This window comes from Corynebacterium hiratae (assembly GCF_009708045.1).
Lineage (GTDB): Bacteria > Actinomycetota > Actinomycetes > Mycobacteriales > Mycobacteriaceae > Corynebacterium > Corynebacterium hiratae.
In genome coordinates, this window is record NZ_VIOG01000001.1 from 180,652 (window position 1) to 203,360 (window position 22,709).

At 62.5% G+C, this 22,709-nt stretch carries 21 protein-coding genes and 1 pseudogene; 17 read left to right on the forward strand and 5 right to left on the reverse strand.

Features of this window, described 5'->3' with window-relative positions; genetic code table 11:
• Positions 1-7 precede the first annotated feature (7 nt).
• Genes FME68_RS00805 through FME68_RS00830 form a run of 6 tightly spaced genes read left to right on the forward strand, consistent with a single transcriptional unit; the run spans position 8 to position 6,337 of the window.
• Positions 8-1,447: a DAK2 domain-containing protein gene (locus FME68_RS00805; protein ID WP_158395417.1), complete on the forward strand. Its 1,440-nt coding sequence runs from the start codon at positions 8-10 to the stop codon at positions 1,445-1,447.
• A gap of 3 nt (positions 1,448-1,450) precedes the next feature.
• The gene (locus FME68_RS00810) at positions 1,451-3,547 is read left to right on the forward strand and encodes an ATP-dependent DNA helicase RecG (RefSeq protein WP_158395419.1); all 2,097 of its coding nucleotides are present in this window, start codon (positions 1,451-1,453) and stop codon (positions 3,545-3,547) included.
• A gap of 42 nt (positions 3,548-3,589) precedes the next feature.
• On the forward strand, positions 3,590-4,216 hold the full coding sequence (gene rsmD, locus FME68_RS00815; RefSeq protein ID WP_070681172.1) for a 16S rRNA (guanine(966)-N(2))-methyltransferase RsmD: 627 nt from the start codon (positions 3,590-3,592) through the stop codon (positions 4,214-4,216).
• Positions 4,217-4,218: 2 nt separating this feature from the next.
• Positions 4,219-4,695, forward strand: a complete 477-nt coding sequence (gene coaD / locus FME68_RS00820) for a pantetheine-phosphate adenylyltransferase (protein ID WP_070511700.1) — start codon at positions 4,219-4,221, stop codon at positions 4,693-4,695.
• Positions 4,696-4,701: 6 nt separating this feature from the next.
• On the forward strand, positions 4,702-5,457 hold the full coding sequence (locus FME68_RS00825) for a sulfite exporter TauE/SafE family protein (RefSeq protein WP_144013571.1): 756 nt from the start codon (positions 4,702-4,704) through the stop codon (positions 5,455-5,457).
• Positions 5,458-5,482: 25 nt separating this feature from the next.
• Positions 5,483-6,337: a PPK2 family polyphosphate kinase gene (locus FME68_RS00830; RefSeq protein WP_158395421.1), complete on the forward strand. Its 855-nt coding sequence runs from the start codon at positions 5,483-5,485 to the stop codon at positions 6,335-6,337.
• 3 nt (positions 6,338-6,340) lie between these two features.
• Here FME68_RS00830 and FME68_RS00835 read toward each other — a convergent pair whose 3' ends face one another.
• The 5 genes from FME68_RS00835 to FME68_RS00855 are packed head-to-tail and all read right to left on the reverse strand — an operon-like array spanning position 6,341 to position 9,823.
• Positions 6,341-6,853, reverse strand: coding sequence for a hypothetical protein (locus FME68_RS00835; protein ID WP_158395423.1), 513 nt, complete (start codon positions 6,851-6,853; stop codon positions 6,341-6,343).
• A gap of 2 nt (positions 6,854-6,855) precedes the next feature.
• A complete protein-coding gene (locus FME68_RS00840; RefSeq protein WP_175972908.1) occupies positions 6,856-7,371 on the reverse strand; it encodes a hypothetical protein in 516 nt (171 codons plus the stop codon).
• The gene (locus FME68_RS00845; protein ID WP_158395425.1) at positions 7,368-7,889 is read right to left on the reverse strand and encodes a YbjN domain-containing protein; all 522 of its coding nucleotides are present in this window, start codon (positions 7,887-7,889) and stop codon (positions 7,368-7,370) included. The genes FME68_RS00840 and FME68_RS00845 overlap by 4 nt, the downstream gene beginning before the upstream one ends.
• Positions 7,882-8,397: a YbjN domain-containing protein gene (locus tag FME68_RS00850; protein WP_046649083.1), complete on the reverse strand. Its 516-nt coding sequence runs from the start codon at positions 8,395-8,397 to the stop codon at positions 7,882-7,884. The genes FME68_RS00845 and FME68_RS00850 overlap by 8 nt, the downstream gene beginning before the upstream one ends.
• A gap of 28 nt (positions 8,398-8,425) precedes the next feature.
• A complete protein-coding gene (locus FME68_RS00855; protein WP_328287664.1) occupies positions 8,426-9,823 on the reverse strand; it encodes a TIGR01777 family oxidoreductase in 1,398 nt (465 codons plus the stop codon).
• Between the two features lie 161 nt (positions 9,824-9,984).
• Here FME68_RS00855 and pyrR point away from each other — a divergent pair, with 161 nt between their 5' ends.
• The 11 genes and pseudogenes from pyrR to metK all read left to right on the forward strand — a co-directional run bounded on the left by pyrR (position 9,985) and on the right by metK (position 22,702).
• A complete protein-coding gene (gene pyrR, locus FME68_RS00860) occupies positions 9,985-10,575 on the forward strand; it encodes a bifunctional pyr operon transcriptional regulator/uracil phosphoribosyltransferase PyrR (protein ID WP_046649084.1) in 591 nt (196 codons plus the stop codon).
• Positions 10,576-11,547: an aspartate carbamoyltransferase catalytic subunit gene (locus tag FME68_RS00865; RefSeq protein ID WP_144013576.1), complete on the forward strand. Its 972-nt coding sequence runs from the start codon at positions 10,576-10,578 to the stop codon at positions 11,545-11,547.
• A 42-nt stretch (positions 11,548-11,589) separates the two neighbouring features.
• Positions 11,590-12,951: a dihydroorotase gene (locus tag FME68_RS00870; RefSeq protein WP_158395427.1), complete on the forward strand. Its 1,362-nt coding sequence runs from the start codon at positions 11,590-11,592 to the stop codon at positions 12,949-12,951.
• Between the two features lie 115 nt (positions 12,952-13,066).
• The gene (gene carA, locus FME68_RS00875; RefSeq protein WP_070701925.1) at positions 13,067-14,230 is read left to right on the forward strand and encodes a glutamine-hydrolyzing carbamoyl-phosphate synthase small subunit; all 1,164 of its coding nucleotides are present in this window, start codon (positions 13,067-13,069) and stop codon (positions 14,228-14,230) included.
• A gap of 30 nt (positions 14,231-14,260) precedes the next feature.
• Positions 14,261-17,602 carry a carbamoyl-phosphate synthase large subunit gene (gene carB / locus FME68_RS00880; protein WP_158395429.1) on the forward strand — a complete coding sequence of 1,114 codons (3,342 nt, stop codon included), beginning with the start codon at positions 14,261-14,263 and terminating at the stop codon, positions 17,600-17,602.
• Positions 17,586-18,434, forward strand: coding sequence for an orotidine-5'-phosphate decarboxylase (pyrF, locus tag FME68_RS00885; protein ID WP_158395431.1), 849 nt, complete (start codon positions 17,586-17,588; stop codon positions 18,432-18,434). The genes carB and pyrF overlap by 17 nt, the downstream gene beginning before the upstream one ends.
• Positions 18,435-18,704: 270 nt before the next feature.
• Positions 18,705-19,025: an integration host factor, actinobacterial type gene (gene mihF / locus FME68_RS00890; protein ID WP_010186801.1), complete on the forward strand. Its 321-nt coding sequence runs from the start codon at positions 18,705-18,707 to the stop codon at positions 19,023-19,025.
• An 8-nt stretch (positions 19,026-19,033) separates the two neighbouring features.
• Positions 19,034-19,603, forward strand: a complete 570-nt coding sequence (gene gmk, locus FME68_RS00895; protein WP_158395433.1) for a guanylate kinase — start codon at positions 19,034-19,036, stop codon at positions 19,601-19,603.
• Positions 19,604-19,641: 38 nt separating this feature from the next.
• Positions 19,642-19,944: a DNA-directed RNA polymerase subunit omega gene (rpoZ, locus tag FME68_RS00900; RefSeq protein WP_046649090.1), complete on the forward strand. Its 303-nt coding sequence runs from the start codon at positions 19,642-19,644 to the stop codon at positions 19,942-19,944.
• Between the two features lie 151 nt (positions 19,945-20,095).
• A pseudogene (gene coaBC, locus FME68_RS00905) lies at positions 20,096-21,363 on the forward strand (bifunctional phosphopantothenoylcysteine decarboxylase/phosphopantothenate--cysteine ligase CoaBC).
• 115 nt (positions 21,364-21,478) lie between these two features.
• Entirely contained in the window at positions 21,479-22,702 is a 1,224-nt protein-coding gene (gene metK, locus FME68_RS00910) for a methionine adenosyltransferase (RefSeq protein WP_328287665.1), read from the forward strand.
• Positions 22,703-22,709 lie beyond the last annotated feature (7 nt).

Sequence of the window (22,709 nt, forward strand, 5' to 3'; positions counted from 1 at the left end):
AACCAACATGTCTTATCCCGCCGAGTTGGATGCCCGTGGCCTGCACGAGTGGGCCGCGCGAACCGTTAAGGAGCTACAGCGCCGCCGCGCCGAGATTAACGCCCTCAACGTGTTCCCGGTGCCCGATTCTGACACGGGATCCAACATGGCGCACACCATGGAATCTGCCCTGGCGGAGGCCGATAAAGGCGAGATGGACGTGGCTGAAGCCCTGGCCATCGGTTCGGTACGCGGAGCGCGCGGCAACTCCGGGATGGTGCTGTCCCAGGTATTGCGCGGGGTGGCTGACGCCACGACGGATTCGCGGGTGGATGGTTCGGTCTTGGCGGATGCCCTCTCGCTGGCCGTCACGCTGGTCGACCGTGCTCTGGCCTCCCCAGTGGAAGGCACCATCATCACCGTGCTGCGTGCCTCGGCCGCCGCTGCTAGTAAGGCCGCCGAGGAGTCCGGCGCGCAACTGCACGGTATTGTGGTCGCGGCGGTCGACGCCGCCCGGCAAGCCTTAGCGGAGACTCCTTCCCAGCTGCCGGCGCTGCGCGAGGCCGGTGTCGTAGACGCCGGCGGAGCAGGCTTCGTCATCTTGTTGGAATGCTTGCTGGCCCAGCTCACCGGTGAAGACACCGTCCCCGAACCTGTGGCTATAGAGACTGTAGGGGCAGAGCCCACGCAGAGCGAATCGCTGCCGTCTCACGGAGAGAACTGTGCCGCGCCACAGCCTGGGGCCGGCCCGGAGATTGAAGTCATCTTCTTCTTCGAGGGAGACCTCGCCCAGATCGAGGAGGCCCTCAACCCGTTGGGCAATAGCCTCGTCATCGCGCGAGCCACGGAGGATTCTGCGAGCGTGCACATCCATAGCTCCCAAGCCGGTGCGGTCATCGAACAAGCCTATGGCCTCGGAAAAGTCAGTAACCTGCGCCTCGAGGTGCTTCCCTCCGCCGGAGATACAGCGGCCGGCGAAATGCAGGCCATCGATCGTGCCGGGCGGCGAATCTTCGCCGCAGTGCCCGAAGGAGCCGCCCGCGAGCTTTTTGAAAAGGCCGGGGCGGATACCGTCAAGCCCGGCGACGGCCCTCGCGCCGCGAAGGCGGGTGATCTCTTCTTGCCCAACGGCTACGGCGGTGCGCCCGGCACAGCCACGCTTATCCCGACTGATTCCCTCGTCTCCGGGCTCGCCGCGCTGTCGGTCTACTCACCGGGTTCCACCCACACCGCCGAGGCAGTGGCCGCCATGGCGGATGCCGCACGCTCGATGCGGGTGGTGCATCCGGATACAGAATGCCTCGACGGGATTGTGGCGTCGTGCCGCAGCCAATTGGCTTACGGCGGGGAGCAGATCACCGTGCTCACCGGACTCGAGATCGATGAGGACGAGCTGGCGCAGCTCCTAGGCGTCGACGTGGTAGTGCTGCGAGTTCCCGGGCTGCGTACCGAGATCGGGGTGGAGTAAGCCATGCTGGGGTGGCAGGATGACCGTGCGCTGACGGAGATTCTGGCAAAGAAGGATGCCTCAGCGATCAAGCGAGCCTTCGGGTACACCACGTGCGGCGAGCTGCTCAGCCACTATCCACGCGACTACATCCGCCACAACAAGGACGTCGGCCTCGGCGGTGCCGAGGACGGTGACCACGTCACCATCACCGGTGTCATTGAGGATGTTCGCGTCAAGCACACCTCCAAAGCCATGGTCTTTATTCTCTACATGGATAGTGGAGTCCAGGCTTCGTTCTTTAACGCGCACTACGTGCAGCGCGTGCTGGGGCGCGGCATGCGCGTCATGCTGTCTGGCAAGCTGAAGTACTTTCGGGGATACCCCAGCCTGCAGCACCCGGACTTCCTCATCCTCGATCCCGGCCGTTATCAGGAATCCTTGCTGGATAGCACGTCCGGGCAGGGGACGGGCTCGCTGAAGAAGCTCTCCCAGTTCGGTTCACTGGACACCTTCCTGCAGCGCGAGTGGATCCCCGTCTACCCGGCGAGCGGGAAGGTGACATCGTGGTACATCATGGGCGCTATCCACAAGGTGCTGGAACACACGCCTTCGATTCCGGAGCCACTGGACTACCGCATGATGGTGACGCTGGACCAAGCCGTCCGCGAGATCCACGAACCGGGTGAGCACGGGCCCGAACGCGCCATCCAACGTTTGAAATACAATGAGGCGCTGTCGATTGGGCTGGTTATGGCCCTGCGCCAGCGCGATGTTAAGGCGCGTACGGCAACCCCGATGCCAGCGATTTTGGAGGGCTACCGTGACGAACTGCTCAGCGAGCTGCCCTTTGAACTGACTGCGGGCCAGCGCCGCGTCATCGCGGAGATCGACGCGGACCTGTGTGGCACCGCGCCCATGATGCGTCTGCTGCAGGGCGAGGTGGGCTCGGGCAAGACCCTGGTGGCCACGTGTGCCATGCTGCAGGCGGTCGACGCCGGTAAGCAGGCCGCCCTTCTCGCGCCGACGGAGGTGCTGGCGGCGCAGCATGGGGCGTCGATTAGCGCCAGCGTTCCCGAAGGAGTCACCGTCACCGTGTTGACCGGCTCGATGAAGACGGCGGAGAAGCGGCAGGCGCTGCTGGAGATTGTCTCCGGCGAGGCCGATATCGTCATCGGAACGCATGCCATCATCCAAGACACGGTGGAGTTCTTTGACTTGGGCCTCGTCATCGTGGATGAGCAGCACCGTTTCGGCGTGGAGCAGCGCGATAGCCTGCGCACCAAGACCCGGGAGGGCACGAGTCCCCACCTGCTGGTCATGACGGCGACACCGATCCCGCGCACGATTGCCATGACCGTCTTCGGTGATTTGGCCGTGTCCACTCTCAAGGAGCTGCCTGGCGGGCGAAAGCCCATCTTGTCCGCGGTGGTGCCCGAATGGAAACCGGAATGGGTACGCCGCGCCATCGAGAGAATTCGCGAAGAGGTAGAAAAGGGGCACCAAGCCTATATCGTCTGCCCGCGGATTGAAGGCGAAGGCGGCGTGGAAACGATGTCCGTACAGCTGCGCAACTTGCCGTTGCGGGGGCTGCGGGTGGAGATGCTCCACGGCAAAATGTTCGATAAGGATGAGGTCATGGAGCGCTTCGCCCGCGGGGAAATCGACGTCCTCGTGGCGACCACCGTCATCGAGGTTGGCGTCGACGTGCCCAACGCCACCGTGATGTTAATCCGTGAATCGGAGAATTTTGGCGTCTCGCAGTTGCACCAGCTGCGTGGGCGCGTGGGGCGCGGTGGTAACGACTCCGTGTGCTTGCTGCATACCACCGCCGAGCCCGACAGCAAGTCCTACCGGCGCATCCAGGCCATCGCTGATACACCGTCAGGTTTTGATCTGGCGGAGCTAGATCTTCGGCAGCGCCACGAAGGGGACATCCTAGGAACGCTGCAATCTGGCACCAAACGCACTCTGAAGCTGCTGGATCTCAGCCATGATAGGGACATTGTTGAGCGCACGCATGCTGATGCTGCCGCATTGGTGGAGCGTAATCCCGAGCTAGCGGTGGAGTTGACACACAATTTGAGTGCGGATGAGCAGGAGTTTTTGGAGAAGAACTAGGCCAGTCACCGCGCGCAGTTGTGGGGAGATAGGGTAGAGGCCATGACCAGAATCATTGCTGGGGAGGCCCGGGGGCGCACCATCAAGGTGCCGGAAGCCGGGACTAGACCTACCTCTGACCGTGCCCGCGAGGGCCTTTTCTCATCGTTGAACGTGCGTTGGGGTTTCATCGACTCCCGGGTGCTGGACCTTTTTGCTGGCTCTGGTGCCTTAGGCCTGGAGGCAGCCAGCCGCGGCGCTGAGGAAGTGGTCTTGGTGGAAAACAATCCTGCGGCGGTGAAGATCATCCGCCACAACATTGGGGTGGTGAAGCACCCGCGCGTCGAGGTACGCGAGATGAAGGCCTCGTCCTATCTAGCGACCGCACCGCGCGGGTATTTCGATATGGTGCTCGCGGATCCTCCCTATGAGTTCGATGATGTGGATGGGCTGTTGGCCGCGATCGAACCGGTGTTGGATGATGCCGCAATCGTCGTCATCGAACGCCATGTGGATTCCCCGCAGACGCAGTGGCCGGAAGGCTTTGAGCCCACCGGCCAGAAACTCAAGAAGCGGACCTTTGGCATTGCGCGTTTTGATATGGCGATTTATCACCGCGCTGAGGACAGCGACTACAGCGACAACGCGGGTAGCGAAGACACCGCCATGACCGAAACCAAGGAGGATTAGCCATGCCCACCCACGCCGTCTGCCCGGGATCTTTCGACCCCATCACGCTAGGCCATGTTGACGTGTTCAGCCGCGCCAGCGAATTGTTTGACAAGGTCACCGTGCTGGTGACGGGAAATCCTGACAAGCCGTCCGGACTGTTTAGCGTGGAGGAGCGCGTGGATCTCATCCGCCGTACCGTCGCGCCAGAGATCCAGGTGGACTGGTGGGGCGGCCTGCTCGTGGATTACACCAGTGCCCATGGCATAGACACCATTGTCAAAGGCCTGCGCTCCTCCTTGGACTACGAGTATGAGCTGCCGATGGCACAGATGAACCGGCGCCTTTCCGGGATCGATACTGTCTTCTTGCTCACTGATGAAAAGTACGGCTATATCTCCTCCTCCCTGTGCAAGCAGGTGGCACAGTACGGCGGCGATGTCACGGGTATGTTCCCAGAGCACGTTGCGGCCGCCGTAATGGAACGCTACCGAGGCTAAGGAGACATGTCTGTACTGGCAATACCTTTCGTCGTCCTCGTTACCGTCATAGTCGGCTCCTGCCTGCAGCGAGTCTCCGGCATGGGGTTGGGCCTCATTGGCGGCCCCATCTTGACGCTCTTCCTCGGCCCCGTGGAAGGCATCATGGTCATCAACGTTTTGGCCTGCATTAACGCCATCCTCACGACCTATTCGATGCGCGAGAATGTGGCGTGGGATAAGTGGCTGCGCATCGGCCCCTTCATGGTCCTCGGCTCAATCCCGGCGGCGCTGCTGATCGCGCGCATCGATACCTCGGCGTTGTTGGTGCTCGTGGGCGCCGCCTTGTTGATCGCGCTGGGCGTAGTGGTCTTTGGCCGCAAGTTCGTCCCCGAGATGCGGGGGACGGGGCCCTCTATCTCCGCGGGTATCTTGGGCGGTTTTACCAATACCCTGGCCGGCGTCGCCGGCCCCGTCATCACCGTGTACGCCCAGGCTGCGCGGTGGCCTAAGTCAATCCTCGCCGCGACCCTGCAACCCTGCTTTGTCATCGGCGGATTGTCCTCTGTTCTGACGAAGTACTTCCTGGGCTCCGGCGGTTTCGAGGGCCTGCATTGGCTGGTGTGGCCTTGCGGAATAATCGGCATGTGCGTTGGTATCCTCCTGGGCAAGAAGATCGCCGGGCACGTCTCGCGGGAAAAAGCCCACACGTTGTCGCTGGCGCTGGCTAGCCTGGGAGCGCTAAGTGCTCTGCTGCGCGGTATTTCCACGCTGGGCGCTTAAAACACTGCCTGGGTAAGGTGGACCCATGGCGAAGTTCAAGATTGAAGACGCGCTCTCCCTGCGCGCAGGCAAGAATTTTCAGATCGACTCGGTCGATGCCTCCGCAACCCCCGGCTTCGACGGTGACAAGGACGAGCTCGATGCCCGTTTCACCAAGTACGATGACGAGCTCTATGAACTGCAGGAGCGGCTCTTTGCCAACGGCCGCAGCTATGGTGAGGATGCCCCGGCGGTGCTCATTGTGTTGCAGGGAATGGATACCTCGGGCAAGGGCGGTGCTATTCGCCACGTGCTCAGCACCTTCGACCCGCAGGGAACTACCACGGTTGGTTTCGGAAAGCCCACCGAGGAAGAGCTGGAACATGACTTCTTGTGGCGCATCCGCAAGCACGACCCGCAGCCGGGACAGATTGTGGCCTTTGACCGCTCCCACTACGAAGACGTCCTCATTCAGCGCGTGCACGAGTGGGTCGACGGAGAAGAAGTGGACCGCCGCATCGAGGCTATCCGGGATTATGAGCTCGACCTGACAGCGAAGGGTGTCAAGGTCATCAAGATCTTCCTACACCTGTCCAAGGAAGCCCAGAAGGAGAATCTGCTAGAGCGCACGGAGCGGGAAGACAAGTTCTGGAAATACGATCCCGCCGATGTGGAGGAGCGCGCCTATTGGGATAAGTACATGGCGGCCTACCAGGACGCCATCCAGCGCACGGATGAAAACTATGCGCCCTGGTATGTCATTCCTACCGATAACAAGAAATACGCCCGCATGGCGCTGAAGTTCCTCATCGTGGATCTCCTGCGCCATCTTGACCTCGAGTGGCCGGCGCCCGACTTCGACCCGGAGGTGGAGCGCCAGCGCATCGAGGACGCCGACTAAGAACTAGTCGTTCTGCGCCTCATCGACGTCGCTGGCGAGCTCACGGGCGGCGGCGTTGAAACTATCGAGGACGGACAACAGCGCTTCCTGGGCATTGATAATTCCCAGGTTGAGGGCGTGGAAGAGCTGGTCCTCGTTCAGACCCGCCGTGGTGACGAAGCAGGCATCACCACGCAGCTCCACCTCATCCTCAACGAGGCCAACGAGCGCGCGCCCATCGAAGGCACTGGAATTGAACTCGTTGCACAAGACGTGGAAGATCGGGAGCATGTCCGCGTCGAGCTGCGTCGGCAGCACGCATTCCATGCGCACGAGGCCATCGTCGACGGTGATAACCCAATCAAGGTCATTGAGGCGGGCAACCGCCGCAGTGGGGTCCTCTGGGTGCGCGGTGGCCGCCATATCCAGTTCCGTACCGTTGAGCACGCTCAGCACGCTATCCCGGCTGACGGCGGGCAGCGGAGACCCAGACAGGATGTCGAAAGGATCGGTGCCTTCGCTAGCGTTGTGGCTCATTCCTACTCCTCCTCGTTCCAGGTGACCGCCTGCGGAAAACGCTGCGCCACGACGTCGAAAATCTCCGCGAAGCTGGCGAGTGAGCTCAGCAGGAAATGCCCCAGCTGGGCCAAGGACAAACCTTCGCCCACGGCCATGGCGCGGTTGGCGCCTAGGTGGATCTCCGCGTTGCCCTTCGCGTCCTCTTCGACGAGGAAGTTCAAGGTGGGCGCCACGCTGGCCCAGTTCAGCTCCGCCACGGCAGCAGCAACATCTTGTTCGAGGTGCGCGGGAAGCGTGCCTTCCCAGGAGGCGAAGGCGCTCAATACGTCGCCTTCCGCGTCGAGGTCACAGTGCACCGCGATATGCGGCACACCGGTCTGCAGGACGCGGCGCGCGGGGGCGTTGTCGTCGCCGGCACCAGGAGCGTCGCCTTCCTCGGGGGCAGCTTCGATGAGCGCGTAGTCGGCGTCGATAAGCTCGCACAACTGCGCCAGCCGGTCAATGGTGACCGGCTCAACCACGTGGAGATCGGTCACTGCTGCTCACCCTGGGCGCCCTCGGTTCCCTCGCCCGCCTGTGCAGCAGATTCGGAACCGAGCTTGGCCATTTCCTCGGCGGCGGCGACCATGGCGTTCTGGGCGTTGATGACACCATCCACGGAGGCGCGCAGCGCGGCCGCGAGTTGTTCGTCGGTCATGCCGGCCGCGCACGGAATATCGGCCTCGGTGCGCACGAGCAACATGCCGTCGAAGTCAGCAATGACGGCGCGGGCCCCCATAGCCACGGAATTGATCTGGTTAGCCGCGAGGAAAAGGCCGGCGTCGGCCTTGGCGTAGTTGACGTCCGTTGGCACATCGCAGCGCACGATGGCAACGCTTTCCAGCACAGCGAACATGCACGGCAGGCCGTTGAGGTTGGCGGTGGCGGCGTCGTCGCGGCCGGGGACCGGCTCGAGTTCGATGTCGAAGGTCTTCATTGCCTCGATGATGCGGTCGAGGGTGACCTCCGGGAGTGCGTGTGGATCCTCGGCGGGGGTAGTCGCAGGATTAGTCATGGTTGTGCTCCTTCCAGGTGACGAGCTGCGGGTACTGCTGTTCAATCCACTCGAAGGACTGCAACACGGCATCCAGGGTGGACATGACGAACGCGCCTAACTGGTTGCGGGAAGCGCCGTGGGTCAGGTCGAGATCGCGCGCACCGGAGACTGCCAAGGCGTTGTCCGGAGCCTCAAAGAAGCGGAACGTCGGCGTGAAGTGATCCTGGTTCCAGGCGTTGATGTGCATGAGGAGCGCCGGGCCCTCGGAGGCGGGCACGGAACCGCGCCACACGGAATCAACGATGAGGGAGGAGCCAACCAGCTGGAAGGCAATGGCGGCGTTCGAGAAGCCGGTGCGCAAAAGGTTGACCGTCTGGCCGTCCTGCGTCTTTTGCTCTTCGATGCGGTATTCCAAGCCTTCTGACTTAAAGATCTCCGCAATGCGCTCGAGTGTGACCTCCTCAATCGGAGTATCGGGCTGCAGCTGGCGCTGCTGCGCTTCGTCGTGATTAGTGGTGTCAGTCAATTCTTCTACTCACTTCGCTACATTCTTCTTAATCTTTTCCGGCCCCGACACTACCGGAGCCGTCTTCCTGGGGTGCGCAGGTGGGGTCCTCGAAGAGTTTTTCCCCGCCCAGCTCGTGGGCAAGCGCTGGAGCGATCTCGGGATAGCGGAAAGTATGGCCGAGCGCTTCCGCGCGCGTGGGCAGAACCTTTTGGTTAGCTAGTGCAAGCTCACGCGCACCTTCCTTGCCCAGCAGCAGCGCCGGACCGACGCTGGGAATCGGAATGATGGTGGGGCGGTGGAGCAAGGAACCAAGGGCATCAACATAATCGCGGTTGAGCACCGGAGTGGGGGAGACCGCGTTGATGACGCCGTGCCAGGCTGGGTCGAGCGCGGCGCGGACGAACATGTCAGAAAGATCATCTTGTGCAATCCAGCTATTCCACATGGTGCCTTTGCCGAAAGCGCCGCCAAGACCAGTGGAAAACAGCCCGCGTAGCAGCGGCAGGATCCCCGCATTGGCTGATTGCACAATACCGGTACGCAGGTTAACCACGCGCTTTCCAGCCTCCCGCGCAGGCTCGCACGCCGCCTCCCAGTCGGCGACGACGTCAGCGAGAAAACCCTCGCCGCGCTCCGATTCCTCGGTCAGTTCCGTCTCACCCCTGTCCGGGCCGTAAATACCAATGGCGGAGGCGCACACCATGGCGGTCAGGGACCGGTTCTCAGCAGCCACTTGGGCCAGTAGGCGGGTAGGTTCAACGCGGGAATCCCGAATGGCCTCTTTGTGTGCGGAATTAAAACGCCCAAAGATAGGTTCGCCGGCCAAGTGGATGAGAACGTCAACGCCCTCCAGCAGATCCTTCGCCGGCAGCTGGGGGCGCCAGAGGCGCTCGCCAGTCCCGGGGTTGGATCGCACCAAAGGGATGACGGTGTGGCCCAGGGTGCCCAATTGCGCAGCCACAGCCGCGCCCACCGTCCCGTGCGTTCCGGTTATCGCTACCGTGCGGGGCTCGGCGTTGAGCGCGCCGAGCCTGTGGGCAAAGCGAAAGTCTTCGATGAGCTGCTGCTGGCGGTAAGCGAAGATCGATTCCAGGGCTCCGGCGGGGATGCGGGTCTCCACCTTGTCCGTGATGAGCGTGCCCTCCGGGTGATCCTCAAAGAAGTGCTCGTGGCGCCAATTCGCCAGGGATCGGAAGGGGGCGTTGATACAGACATCCGCGAAAGAGCGCCGCGGTTGGTAGCGGCTGAGGTCGTGGCGGGCAACCCATTTCAGGCCGCCGGGAAAGCCCAATATTGAGGTTCCATCGGCCAAGGACTCGGCTTGCTGAAGCGGGGTCATAAAACCGAAAGGTGGGGTGAGGCGAGCAAACGCCCCCTGGCGGGTATGCCACTGCCATACGTCTTCGCGCGGGGCGGGGACAACGTGCTGGGTAGTGAAACTCACTGTCTATAGACCTGCCTCAGGAGATTCGGGGGTGCGAGGGCGTACCAAGCACGCGTGAAGAGTGCTATGGTTAGTGCTGGCTTTCAAGCATAGACAAGTCCACTGAACCATTGTCCGACATCCTTTAAAGACCGCACCGTGAGGCGGGGAAGGAGGTCACGATGAGTGAATCCGGCACCCACGCGGAGTCCAACGAGCTGCTGAGCTCCTCAGACGTCGCGCGTACTGTCGCACGCATCGCGCACCAGATCATTGAAAAGACGGCGCTAGATTCGAGTGATTCTTCTCGAGTCCTGCTCTTAGGCATTCCCTCTGGTGGCGTGCCTTTGGCGCAGCGCCTTGCCGAAAAGATTGAGGAATTCTCTGGGGTGGAGATTCCCTGGGGCTCCCTCGACATCACTTTGTACCGAGACGATTTATATGCCCGCCCGCACCGTGCCTTGCAGCCCACGACGGTGCCTGACGGCGGCATCGACGGCGCCACCGTCATTCTTGTCGATGACGTTCTTTACTCCGGCCGCACCATCCGCGCCGCACTCGATGCCCTCGCGGACATCGGGCGCCCCGACATCATCCAGCTCGCCGTCCTCGTGGACCGGGGGCACCGCCAGGTACCCATTCGCGCCGACTACGTGGGCAAAAACATCCCCACCGCGCGGGATGAGGATGTCACCGTGTACAACGCCGACATTGATGGGCGCGATGCCGTCGTTCTCACCCGCTTCACTGCACAGCCCGGCAAGGAGGCATAAATGAAGCACCTCATTAACATCGCCGACCACAGCGCCGAGGAGATTCTCGGTCTGATGGATGAGGCCGACCGCTTCCGGGAGGCCCTGGAAGGCCGCGAGGTCAAGAAGTTGCCCACGCTGCGCGGGCGCACCGTTTTCACCTTGTTCTACGAGAATTCCACCCGCACTCGTTCCTCTTTCGAGACGGCGGGCAAGTGGATGTCGGCGGATGTCATTAACCTCTCCGCCTCGACGTCCTCGGTCAAGAAGGGCGAGTCCCTCAAGGACACCGGGTTGACCTTGGCGTCCATCGGGGCGGACGCCATCATCATGCGCCATCCTTCCTCCGGTGCGGCACAGCAGCTAGCTCGCTGGGTAGCGCCCGGCGGCCAGGGCCCGAGCGTGATTAACGCCGGCGATGGCTCCCACCAGCACCCCACGCAGGCGCTTCTCGACGCCGTCACGATGCGCCAGCGCCTACACCTGAACGCGGATCGCTCGGCAGCCGGCACCGGTTTTGAGGGTCTTAACGTGGCTATCGTCGGTGACTGCCTGCATTCCCGCGTGGTGCGCTCCAACGTGGACCTGCTCTCCACGCTGGGTGCTGAAGTCACGCTCGTCGCCCCGCCGACGCTGCTGCCTTTCGGCGTCGACACCTGGCCGGTGCGCGTCTCCCACGATTTCGATGCAGAGGTTGCCAAGGCAGACGTCGTCATGATGCTGCGCGTGCAAGCAGAGCGCATGAACGGCGGTTTCTTCCCCTCGCACCGCGAGTACGCCACTCTCTACGGGCTGTCCAAGGACCGCGCAGCGGCCATGAAGAAGGACGCCATCATCATGCACCCAGGCCCCATGGTCCGCGGCATGGAGATCAACTACGCCGTGGCTGACTATGACAACACCGCGGTCCTCCAGCAGGTCAACAACGGTGTCCACGTGCGCATGGCCGCCTTGTTTACGCTGCTCACCAACGGCGAGAACGCCGGTATCTAAATCGAGATGTCCCACTTAGCAACGAGGAGAGCTGAAGAATCCATGACTAATTATCCAGACACCGGCGTGCTCTCTGCTCCCGCGGCCGGTACTCTGCTCATCACCAACGTTCGCCCCTATGGTGAGGGCGAACCTACCAGCATCCTGATCAAGGATGGCGTCATCGAAGCCATCGGTGCTGCCACCGATATAACCCCGGCGGCAGGCGTCGACCGCACCATTGATGGTGGCGGCAACGTGCTGCTGCCAGGGCTGGTGGACATGCACGTTCACCTGCGTGAGCCGGGCCGCGAGGACACCGAGACCATCGAAACCGGCTCGCGCGCTGCCGCCAAGGGCGGCTTTACCGCTGTGTTCACCATGGCTAACACGTCACCGGTGACGGATCAGCCGATCATCGCCGAGTCCGTCTGGGCCAAGGGCCAGGCACGCGGCCTGTGCGATGTCCACCCGGTTGGCTCCATCACGAAGGGCCTTGAGGGCAAGACCCTGACCGAGTTTGGCATGATGGCCCGCTCGGATGCCAAGGTGCGCATGTTCTCTGATGACGGCAAGTGCGTCCAAGACCCGCAGCTCATGCGCCGTGCCTTGGAGTACGCGAAGGGCCTTGACGTTCTTCTGGCCCAGCACGCAGAAGATCACCGCATGACCGAAGGCGCTAGCGCCCACGAGGGCGAGGTCGCCGCCCGCCTGGGCCTGCGCGGCTGGCCGCGCGTCGCCGAGGAATCCATCGTCGCCCGCGATGCACTGCTCGCGCGTGACTACGGCAACCGCATGCACATCTGCCACGCTTCGACGAAGGGCACCGTGGAGCTTCTCAAGTGGGCCAAGGAACAGGGCATCCCGCTGACCGCCGAGGTGACTCCGCACCACCTGCTGCTGACCGATGACAAGCTGGTGACCTACGACGGCGTCTACCGCGTTAACCCACCGTTGCGCGAGGAATCCGACACACTGGCCCTGCGCCAGGCGTTGCTCGACGGGCTAATCGACGTCGTGGCGACCGACCACGCCCCGCACGGCAGCGAAGACAAGTGCGTCGAGTTCGAGCACGCCAAGCCGGGCATGCTGGGGCTGGAGTCCTCCCTGGCGGTCATCGCCAAGCTTTTCGTCGCCACCGGTCTGGCCGACTGGCGCTTCGTTGCCCGCGTCATGTCGGAACGCCCGGCAGAGATCACCCGCCTGCCCGGCCATGGCCGCCCGATTGCGGTGGGAGAGCCAGCGAACCTCACCATCGTTGATCCGGAACACCAGTGGGTATCCGATTCCACGCGCCTGGCATCGAAGTCGGAGAACAACCCGTACGAGGGGGAGGAATTCGGCGCACGCGTGGCCTACACCATCCTGCGCGGTGCGGTGACCTACGACCTAGCGGCTGAAAGCGCCAGCGAGGCGGCCGAGTAATCGGGATAATCGACAATCAGAGTTGCTCACCACTTAAGTAGTCAACGCACACCAACGCACGTCCCCAACACAACCACCCTTCACCGAGAAAATTCACTGAAAGGTTCAACACACAGTGACTTCCACTACCACCACCCCCGCCATCCTGGTCCTCGCTGATGGCCGCACCTTCCGTGGCTTTGGCTTTGGCGCCACGGGTACGACCCTGGGCGAGGCCGTCTTTACCACCGCCATGACGGGCTACCAGGAGACCATGACGGATCCGTCGTACCACCGCCAGATCGTCGTGGCCTCCGCGCCGCAGATTGGTAATACAGGCTGGAATGATGAGGACAATGAGTCCCACGGCGACAAGATCTGGGTCGCCGGTCTGGTCATCCGCGACCTTGCCCGCCGCGTCTCCAACTGGCGCGCCGAGCGCTCACTGCCGGAGGAGATGGAAAAGCAGGGCATCATTGGTATCAGCGGCATCGATACCCGCACCCTGGTGCGCCACCTGCGCAACCACGGCTCCATCAAGGCCGGTATCTTCTCCGGTGCCGATGCTGAGCGGGACGTCGAGGAGCTCATCGCTGAGGTGAAGAACCAGCCCTCCATGGCCGGACTCGACCTGTCGGCAGAGGTCTCGACTGATGAGGTTTATACCTTCCCGGCCGTAGGGGAGAAGCGCTTCACCGTCGTGGCCTACGACATGGGAGTCAAGACCGCCACACCGAAGAACTTCGCCGAGCGCGGCATCGAGACCATCGTGGTTCCCGCCAACACCCCGTTCGAGGAGATCAAGCAGTACAAGCCGGATGGTGTGTTTGTCTCCAACGGTCCGGGCGACCCGGCTACTGCGGACACCATGGTTGGCATTGTCCGAGACATCCTCGCCGCCAAGTACCCGTTCTTCGGCATCTGCTTCGGCAATCAAATCCTCGGCCGTGCGCTGGGCATGGATACCTACAAGCTGAAGTTCGGCCACCGCGGCATCAACGTGCCGGTGCGCAACCAGCTGACCGGAAAGATCGACATCACCTCTCAGAACCACGGTTTCGCCCTGGCCAGCCCCTCGGGCAAGGAAGACCCGGCCGGTGAGGAATTCGATACCGACTTCGGCCCGGCAGTGGTGTCCCACACCTGCCTCAACGACAACACCATTGAAGGTGTTGCGCTCAAGGATGGCATGGCTTACTCCGTGCAGTACCACCCAGAGTCCGCGGCTGGCCCGCACGATGCAAACCCGCTCTTTGACCAGTTCATCGAGCTCATGACTGAAAAGTCCCCGAACAAGTAGAACGCAACCAGGAAAAGGAAGAAGAAACACATGCCAAAGCGCAACGACATCAATCACGTCCTGGTTATCGGCTCCGGTCCGATTGTTATTGGCCAGGCCTGCGAATTCGACTACTCCGGTACCCAGGCCTGCCGCGTGCTCAAGGAGGAAGGCCTGCGCGTTACGCTGGTCAACTCCAACCCGGCAACGATCATGACGGACCCGGAGTTCGCCGACCACACCTACGTGGAGCCCATCGAGCCCGAGTTCATCGAGAAGATCTTCCAGAAGGAAAAGGAAGAGGGCAACCCCATCGACGCCGTGCTGGCCACCCTCGGCGGCCAGACCGCTCTCAATGCCGCGGTGCAGCTGGACCGCCTGGGTATCCTGAAGAAGTACGATATCGAGCTCATCGGTGCTGATATCGACGCGATTGAGCGCGGCGAGGACCGCCAGAAGTTCAAGGATATTGTCGCCTCCATCGGCGGCGAATCCGCGCGCTCCCGCGTCTGCCACACGATGGAGGAGGTCCACGAGACTGTCGCCGAGCTCGGCCTGCCGGTTGTCGTTCGCCCGTCGTTTACCATGGGCGGCCTGGGCTCTGGCCTGGCCTTCAACGAGGAGGACCTTGAGCGCATTGCCGGCGGCGGCTTGGCTGCATCCCCAGAGGCGAACGTCCTCATCGAGGAGTCCATCCTGGGCTGGAAGGAATTCGAGCTCGAGCTCATGCGCGATGGTGACGATAACGTGGTGGTCATCGCGTCCATCGAGAACGTCGATGCCCTCGGCGTCCACACCGGTGACTCCGTCACCGTGGCGCCGGCCCTGACTCTGACGGATCGCGAGTACCAGAAGATGCGCGACCAGGGTATCGCCATCATTCGCGAGGTGGGCGTCGACACCGGCGGGTGCAACATCCAGTTCGCAGTGAACCCGGATGATGGCCGCATCATCACCATTGAGATGAACCCGCGCGTATCCCGCTCCTCGGCGCTGGCCTCCAAGGCCACCGGTTTCCCGATTGCCAAGCTGGCCGCCAAGCTGGCCATTGGCTACACCCTGGATGAGGTGCGCAATGACATCACCGGTGTGACCCCGGCTGCATTCGAGCCGACTCTGGACTATGTCATCGTCAAGGCTCCACGCTTTGCTTTTGAGAAGTTCCCGGGCGCCGATGACACCCTGACCACCACCATGAAGTCTGTGGGCGAGGCCATGGGTATCGGCCGCAACTACATTTCCGGCCTGAATAAGGTCATGCGTTCCCTGGAATCCAAGCCCGCAGGTTTCTGGACCCAGCCAGATGAGTACTTTGCCGGGGAGCGCGCTACGGATCTCGAGGCCGTTCTCAAGGACCTGGAGCGCCCGACAGAGGGCCGCATGTACGACGTCGAGCTGGCCCTGCGCCTCGGTGCGACCATCGAGCAGCTGCACGAGCACTCCCACTTGGACCCGTGGTTCCTCGCTGAGTTGGAGGCGCTGGTCCAGTTCCGCGAGGAGCTCGTGAGTGCGCCGGTTCTGGACGCTGATTTGCTGCGCCGCGCCAAGGTCTTCGGCCTGTCCGATGCCCAGATCGCGGCTCTTCGCCCAGAGTTCGCTGGCGAGGATGGCGTGCGCTCCCTGCGCTGGTCCTTGGGTATTCGCCCGGTGTACAAGACCGTCGATACTTGCGCTGGTGAGTTCGAGGCGCAGACCCCGTACCACTACAGCACTTATGAGCTGGATCCGAACGCTGAGTCCGAGGTCCGCGCAAGCGACGAGAAGACGAAGGGCAAGGTCATCATCCTGGGCTCTGGCCCGAACCGCATCGGTCAGGGTATCGAGTTTGATTACTCCTGCGTGCATGCCGCCCTGGAGCTTTCCCGTGAGGGCTACGAGACGGTCATGGTCAACTGCAACCCGGAGACGGTGTCGACTGACTATGACACGGCAGACCGCCTCTACTTCGAGCCGCTGACTTTCGAGGACGTCATGGAGGTCTACCACGCGGAGGCCGCGTGCGGTGAGGTTGCCGGCGTCATCGTCCAGCTGGGTGGACAGACCCCGTTGGGCCTGGCTGAGCGCCTGACCGCTGCCGGCGTTCCGGTCGTGGGTACGTCTGCCGCTGCCATCGACTTGGCGGAGGACCGCGGTGAGTTCGGCAAGGTGCTTGCTGAAGCCGAGCTTCCCGCACCGGCCTTCGGCACCGCGACCTCCTTCGAGGAGGCCCGCCAGGTCGCCTCGAATATCGGCTACCCGGTATTGGTCCGCCCGTCCTACGTGCTGGGTGGCCGCGGCATGGAGATCGTCTACGACGAGGATTCGCTGCGCAACTACATCGAGCGCGCTACCGAGATCACCTCGGATCACCCGGTCCTCGTCGACCGCTTCCTGGATAACGCCATCGAGATTGACGTCGACGCGCTGTGCGACGGCGAGGAGGTCTACCTCGGCGGCGTGATGGAGCACATCGAGGAGGCCGGTATTCACTCCGGTGACTCCTCCTGCGCTCTGCCGCCGATGACGCTGGGACCTGAGGATATTGAGAAGGTGCGGGAGTCGACGCGTCGCCTAGCGCACGGCATCGGCGTCAAGGGCCTGATGAACGTTCAGTACGCCTTGAAGGATGACACCCTCTACGTCATCGAAGCCAACCCGCGTGCCTCCCGCACCGTGCCTTTCGTCTCCAAGGCCACCGGCGTTCCGCTGGCCAAGGCTGCCGCGCGCGTCATGCTGGGGGCATCCATCGCCGAGCTGCGGGAGGAGGGCATCATCCCGTCTACCTACGACGGTGGTTCCCTGCCGCTGGAGCACCCGATTGCGGTCAAGGAGGCTGTGCTGCCGTTTAACCGCTTCCGTCGCCCCGATGGCCAGCTGCTGGATACTTTGCTGTCCCCGGAGATGAAGTCCACCGGTGAGGTGATGGGCTTGGCCGACAACTTCGGCGCCGCCTACGCCAAGGGTGAGATGGCCGCTTTCGGCGAGCTGCCCACCGAGGGAACCGTGTTTGTCTCCGTAGCCAACCGCGATAAGCGCACGCTCATCTTCCCGATTCAGCGCCTGGCCTACATGGGTTACACCATCGTGGCTACCGCTGGGACCGCGCAGATGCTGCGCCGCAACGGTGTCGAGTGCGAGGTCGCCCGGAAGGTATCGGAGGCCACGGAGGGCGAGGAGTCCATCGTGGACCAGATTTTGGCTGGAAAGGTTGATCTCATCCTTAACACCCCGGCAGGCTCCGCCGGTGCCCGCCACGACGGCTATGACATCCGCGCTGCTGCCGTATCCGTGGGCATTCCGTTGGTGACGACCGTCCAGGGCGTGACCGCCGCAGTGCAGGGCATTGAGGCTCTGCGTCGCGGGGATCTCAAGGTGCGCGCGCTGCAGGAGCTTGAGCATGACCCAGCCAACTAGGAAGTCGCCGTCTTTCGGTGAGCGCCTCGTAGCAGCCGGTGCGGAGCGCGGGCGATTGTGCGTAGGCATCGACCCGCACCCGCATCTGCTCGAGGCCTGGGGCCTGTCGGTTGATGTGGATGGTCTGCGCACGTTTACGCTGCGCTGTGTAGAGGCCTTCGCTGAGACCGCCGCGGTGGTGAAGCCACAGGTGGCCTTTTTTGAGCGTTTCGGTTCGCGCGGCTTCGCAGTTCTTGAGGAGGCCCTCGCGGGGCTCCGCGAGCAGGGCTGTCTGAGCCTAGCGGACGCGAAGCGCGGAGACATCGGTTCCACCATGGCGGGCTACGCGCAAGCCTGGTTGGGGGAGGACTCGCCGCTGCGTTCCGATGCTGTGACGGTCTCGCCCTACCTCGGTGTGGGTGCTTTGAGTCCAGTCTTCGATCTAGCGGAGGAAACTGGACGAGGTGTCTTTGTTCTTGCGGCGACCTCCAATCCGGAGGCCGTGGCGTTGCAGTCGTTGAGCGTGGACGGCCGCAGCGTGGCGCAGCGCGTCGTCGATGAGCTTGCACAGCGCAACGCGTCTGCGGCTGGGCCAGACACCACCGTGGGTGCCCTTGGTGTGGTCGTGGGCGCGACGTTGGAGGCTCCGCCTGCACTAGACCAATTAAACGGTCCGGTGCTGCTGCCGGGTGTGGGCGCCCAGGGCGCTACGCCCGCCGATGTAAGGGAACTCACCGCAGCGGCGCCCGAGCTCGGCTTTGCCAACGTTTCCCGGGCCATTCTTTCGCAGGGGCCGAGTGTCTCTGACCTGCGGAAAGCCGTAGTGGATACCGCGGCGGAGTTCCGGGATTAATACTCAGACCAGGTGGCGGCGTGCTGGATTATCGGGCGCGCCGTTTACCTGGTATTTTGTTTAAGGCATGTGCGTTGACGTGCGGGAACCTTTAAAAGAAGGGGGCCGCGTTGCGTCATCGCGTACAGACCAGTGCTAGGATTGCCAGAAGTCGGTTCGTGGAGGTAGCAAAAGCTATCCCGCGCTGGGGAAACCTTCCCACCGTGAGCCGAGATTCTGGTGCTAGCCATCAGAAGACAATGTTCGAACTAATGAAATCGGAGGAAACCCGTGGCCCTTCCCAAGTTGACAGATGAGCAGCGCAAAGAAGCTCTCGCAAAGGCCGCTGAGGCCCGCAAGGCTCGCGCTGAGCTCAAGGCTGCGTTGAAGCGCGGCGAGACCAACCTGCAGGAAGTTCTGGAGAAGGCCGAGACCGATGAGATCATCGGCAAGACCAAGGTCTCCGCTCTCCTCGAGGCCCTGCCGAAGGTTGGCAAGGTCAAGGCTAAGGAAATCATGGAGGACCTGGAGATTGCTCAGACCCGCCGCCTGCGTGGCCTGGGTGACCGTCAGCGTCGCGCCCTGCTCGAGCGTTTCGGCTACGGCGAGTAATTAGCGCAATGGCTGACGAAACTGCACGCGGGCGCCTGGTCGTTCTGGCCGGGCCGTCCGCTGTGGGCAAATCCACGGTGGTTTCGCGCCTGCGCGACGATGTCGACAACCTCTACTTCAGCGTCTCCATGACGACGCGCCAACCCCGTCCCGGAGAGACTGATGGGGTGGACTACCTCTTCGTCTCACCAGAGACCTTTCAAGAGCATATCGACGCTGGTGACATGCTCGAATGGGCAGAGATCCACGGCGGTTTGCAGCGTTCCGGGACGCCCGCCCAGCCGGTCCAAGAAGCGATGACGGCTGGACGCCCGGTGTTGGTAGAGGTTGATCTTGCAGGCGCCCGCAACGTGAAGGCGGCGATGCCGGAGGCGGAAACCGTGTTTCTCGCCCCACCATCCTGGGAAGTTTTGGTCGAGCGCCTGACAGGGCGTGGGACCGAGCCGCAGGATGTCATCGACCGCCGGTTGCAGACCGCAGAGTCGGAGCTTGCCGCGGAAAAGGAGTTCGACCACATCGTTGTCAATGAAGATCTCGATGAGGCCGTTGCCGCTATTAGTGCTATCCTGCGTGGATAGACCACGATTTTGACCATCTACCAACAGTAAAGGTGCATGTGACCAACGTGACCACACCTGCTAATTCTGAGGCCGTTAAGCCGGAACCAGTATTCGATCCGCCGACGGGCATTACCGATCCGCCGATCGATGAACTGCTGGGCAAGGTCTCGTCCAAGTACGCTCTGGTGATCTTCGCCGCTAAGCGCGCACGCCAGATCAACAGCTACTACCAAGAACAGGATGAAGGCGTCTTCGAGTTTGTCGGACCGCTGGTGACCCCGGAACCGGGGGAGAAGCCGCTGTCCATCGCTTTGCGCGAAATCGAAGCCGGCCTGCTGGACCACGAGGAAGGCAACTAAGCTTTTCCGTGCCGGTAGCTGCCTACAGCACATTCTGAACTGAACCCACCCACGTGTCTGCCAAGATACTGGGTGGGTTCAGAGCGTCTTGGGTAACATCGTCCGAGTGAAGGACGTACAGCATTTCCAAGAAGCTCAAGAAAGTAGCGCCGTGAATCATCCAGAGTCCGCAGGGGCGGGGTCGGCTCAACGGCGGCGCATCCTCATCGGAGTGGCGGGAGGAATTGCCGCCTACAAGGCGTGCCATCTTATCCGCGATTTCACTGAGCATGGCGATGATGTTCGCGTGATTCCTACCGAGGCTGCGCTGAACTTCGTTGGGGCGGCGACCTTTGAGGCCTTGTCGGGGCATCCGGTGTCGACCACGGTCTTTGATGCGGTGGATGAAGTCCAGCACGTCTCCCTAGGCCAGCAAGCGGATGCCATCGTTATTGCCCCGGCAACCGCGGACCTGATCGCGCGTTTGGCTGGTGGTCGCGCCGACGATCTTCTCAGCGCATCCGTCCTTGTTGCGACGTGTCCGGTGATTATCGCCCCAGCGATGCACACGGAGATGTGGCTTAACCCGGCAACCCAAGACAACGTGGCTACGCTGCGCCGTCGCGGAGTTACTGTCATGGAGCCCGCCCACGGCCGCTTGACCGGTACCGATACGGGCGCAGGCCGGTTACCGGATCCGGAGCAGATCGCGGAGTTTGCTCGCACCATCATTGCCGGCCACCGCGTGGACCATGATTGGCAGGGCCGGAAGGTCGTGATCTCCGCTGGCGGCACGCAAGAGAACCTTGACCCAGTGCGCTACCTTGGCAACCGCTCGTCCGGAGACAAGGCTTTGCGTTGGCTGAGATTGCCGCACAGCGGGGTGCCGATGTCACCATCGTCGCCGGTAATACGGAGGCGCTTCCGGTTCCCTCCGGTGCCGCGGTCGTGCGGGTGACCTCAACCCGCGATATGCAGGAGGCAATGAATGCAGAGTCCGCTGACGCGGACATCGTCATCATGGCCGCGGCCGTTGCGGACTATCGCCCAGCCTCCGTGGCTGAGTCAAAGATGAAGAAGGGTACCGCGGACGCTGATTTGGCGCATCTGGAACTGGTGGAAAATCCAGATATCCTTAAGGGCCTCGTCGAGCGTCGCGACAGTGGCTCCCTCAACCCGGATGCCATCATCGTCGGCTTCGCCGCAGAGACCGGTGATGAGACGACGACTGTCCTGGAGTACGCCCAGCGGAAGTTCGCAAAGAAGGGCTGCGATGTACTCATGGCCAATGAGGTCGGGGAGGGAAAGGTCTTTGGCCAGCCCACGAGCGCTGGGTGGATCCTGCGGCGTGATGCCGAGCCAGTGGTGGTTGAGCCTGGCTCGAAACAGGTCGTGGCCGCGCAGATACTTGAAGCTGTGAATGAAATCCTGAAAAAGTAGTGGTCGTTCTTGCAGCTGTAGACCGCTTGGTCTACGATGGGGCGGTGTTATCAGCCGAGGCGTGGGCAAGGCGCTGTCCCACCCACGACGCGCAGAACTAGCTTAAGGAAGACTTGTGACTGACAAAGCTGCACAGGCGGTACGCCTCTTTACCAGCGAATCCGTAACTGAAGGCCACCCGGATAAAATTTGTGACGCGATCTCGGACGCCATTCTTGACGCCCTCCTCGAAGAAGACCCCAACGCCCACGTCGCCGTAGAGACCCTCGTGACAACGGGGCAGGTGCACGTCGTGGGCGAGGTGCGCACCACCGGTTATGTAGAGATCCCCCAGATCGTTCGCAAGACCCTCGTGGAGATTGGCTTTACCTCCTCCGACGTTGGTTTCGACGGCCATACCTGTGGCGTCAACGTCGCCATTGGTGAGCAGTCCCAAGAGATCGGGGCTGGCGTGGATACCTCCACCGAGGTTCGTTCCGGCACCTTCGAAGACGATGACCAGTACGGTGCGGGTGACCAGGGCCTCATGTTTGGCTATGCCACCAACGAGACCCCGGAGTTTATGCCGTTGCCGATTTCCACGGCGCACCATCTATCGCGCCGTCTCACCCAAGTGCGCAAGGAGGGCATCGTGCCTTCCCTACGCCCCGATGGCAAGACCCAGGTCACCTACGCCTACGACGAGAATGATGTACCCACGCGGCTGGAGACGATCGTCATCTCTACCCAGCACGATCCGGACGTCACCCAGGAGTGGTTGGCCGAGCAGCTGCGCACGCACGTCGTCGAATGGGTCGTCAACGACGCCGACTTGGGCAAGTACTACACCGAGGACACCGAGCTGCTCATCAATCCTTCTGGCTCCTTTATCCTTGGCGGCCCCATGGGTGATGCCGGGTTGACCGGCCGCAAGATCATCGTGGACACCTATGGTGGCATGGCCCGCCACGGCGGCGGTGCCTTCTCCGGTAAGGATCCGAGCAAGGTGGACCGCTCCGCTGCCTACGCCATGCGCTGGGTGGCCAAGAACATTGTGGCCGCCGAGCTTGCCGACCGCGCCGAGGTGCAGGTGGCGTATGCCATCGGCCGCGCCAAGCCAGTTGGCCTCTACGTCGAGACCTTCGGTACTGCGCACGGCGGGCTGAGCGACGCCGACATCCAGGCCGCAGTGGACAAGGTCTTCGATCTGCGCCCGGCCGCCATCATTCGCGAGCTCGACCTCCAGCGCCCGATCTACCGCCAAACCGCGGCCTACGGTCACTTCGGTCGCACCGATGTTGACCTTCCGTGGGAGGACACCTCGCGGGCCGTCGACCTGCGCCGTGCCGCCGGCCTGTAGAATCGGG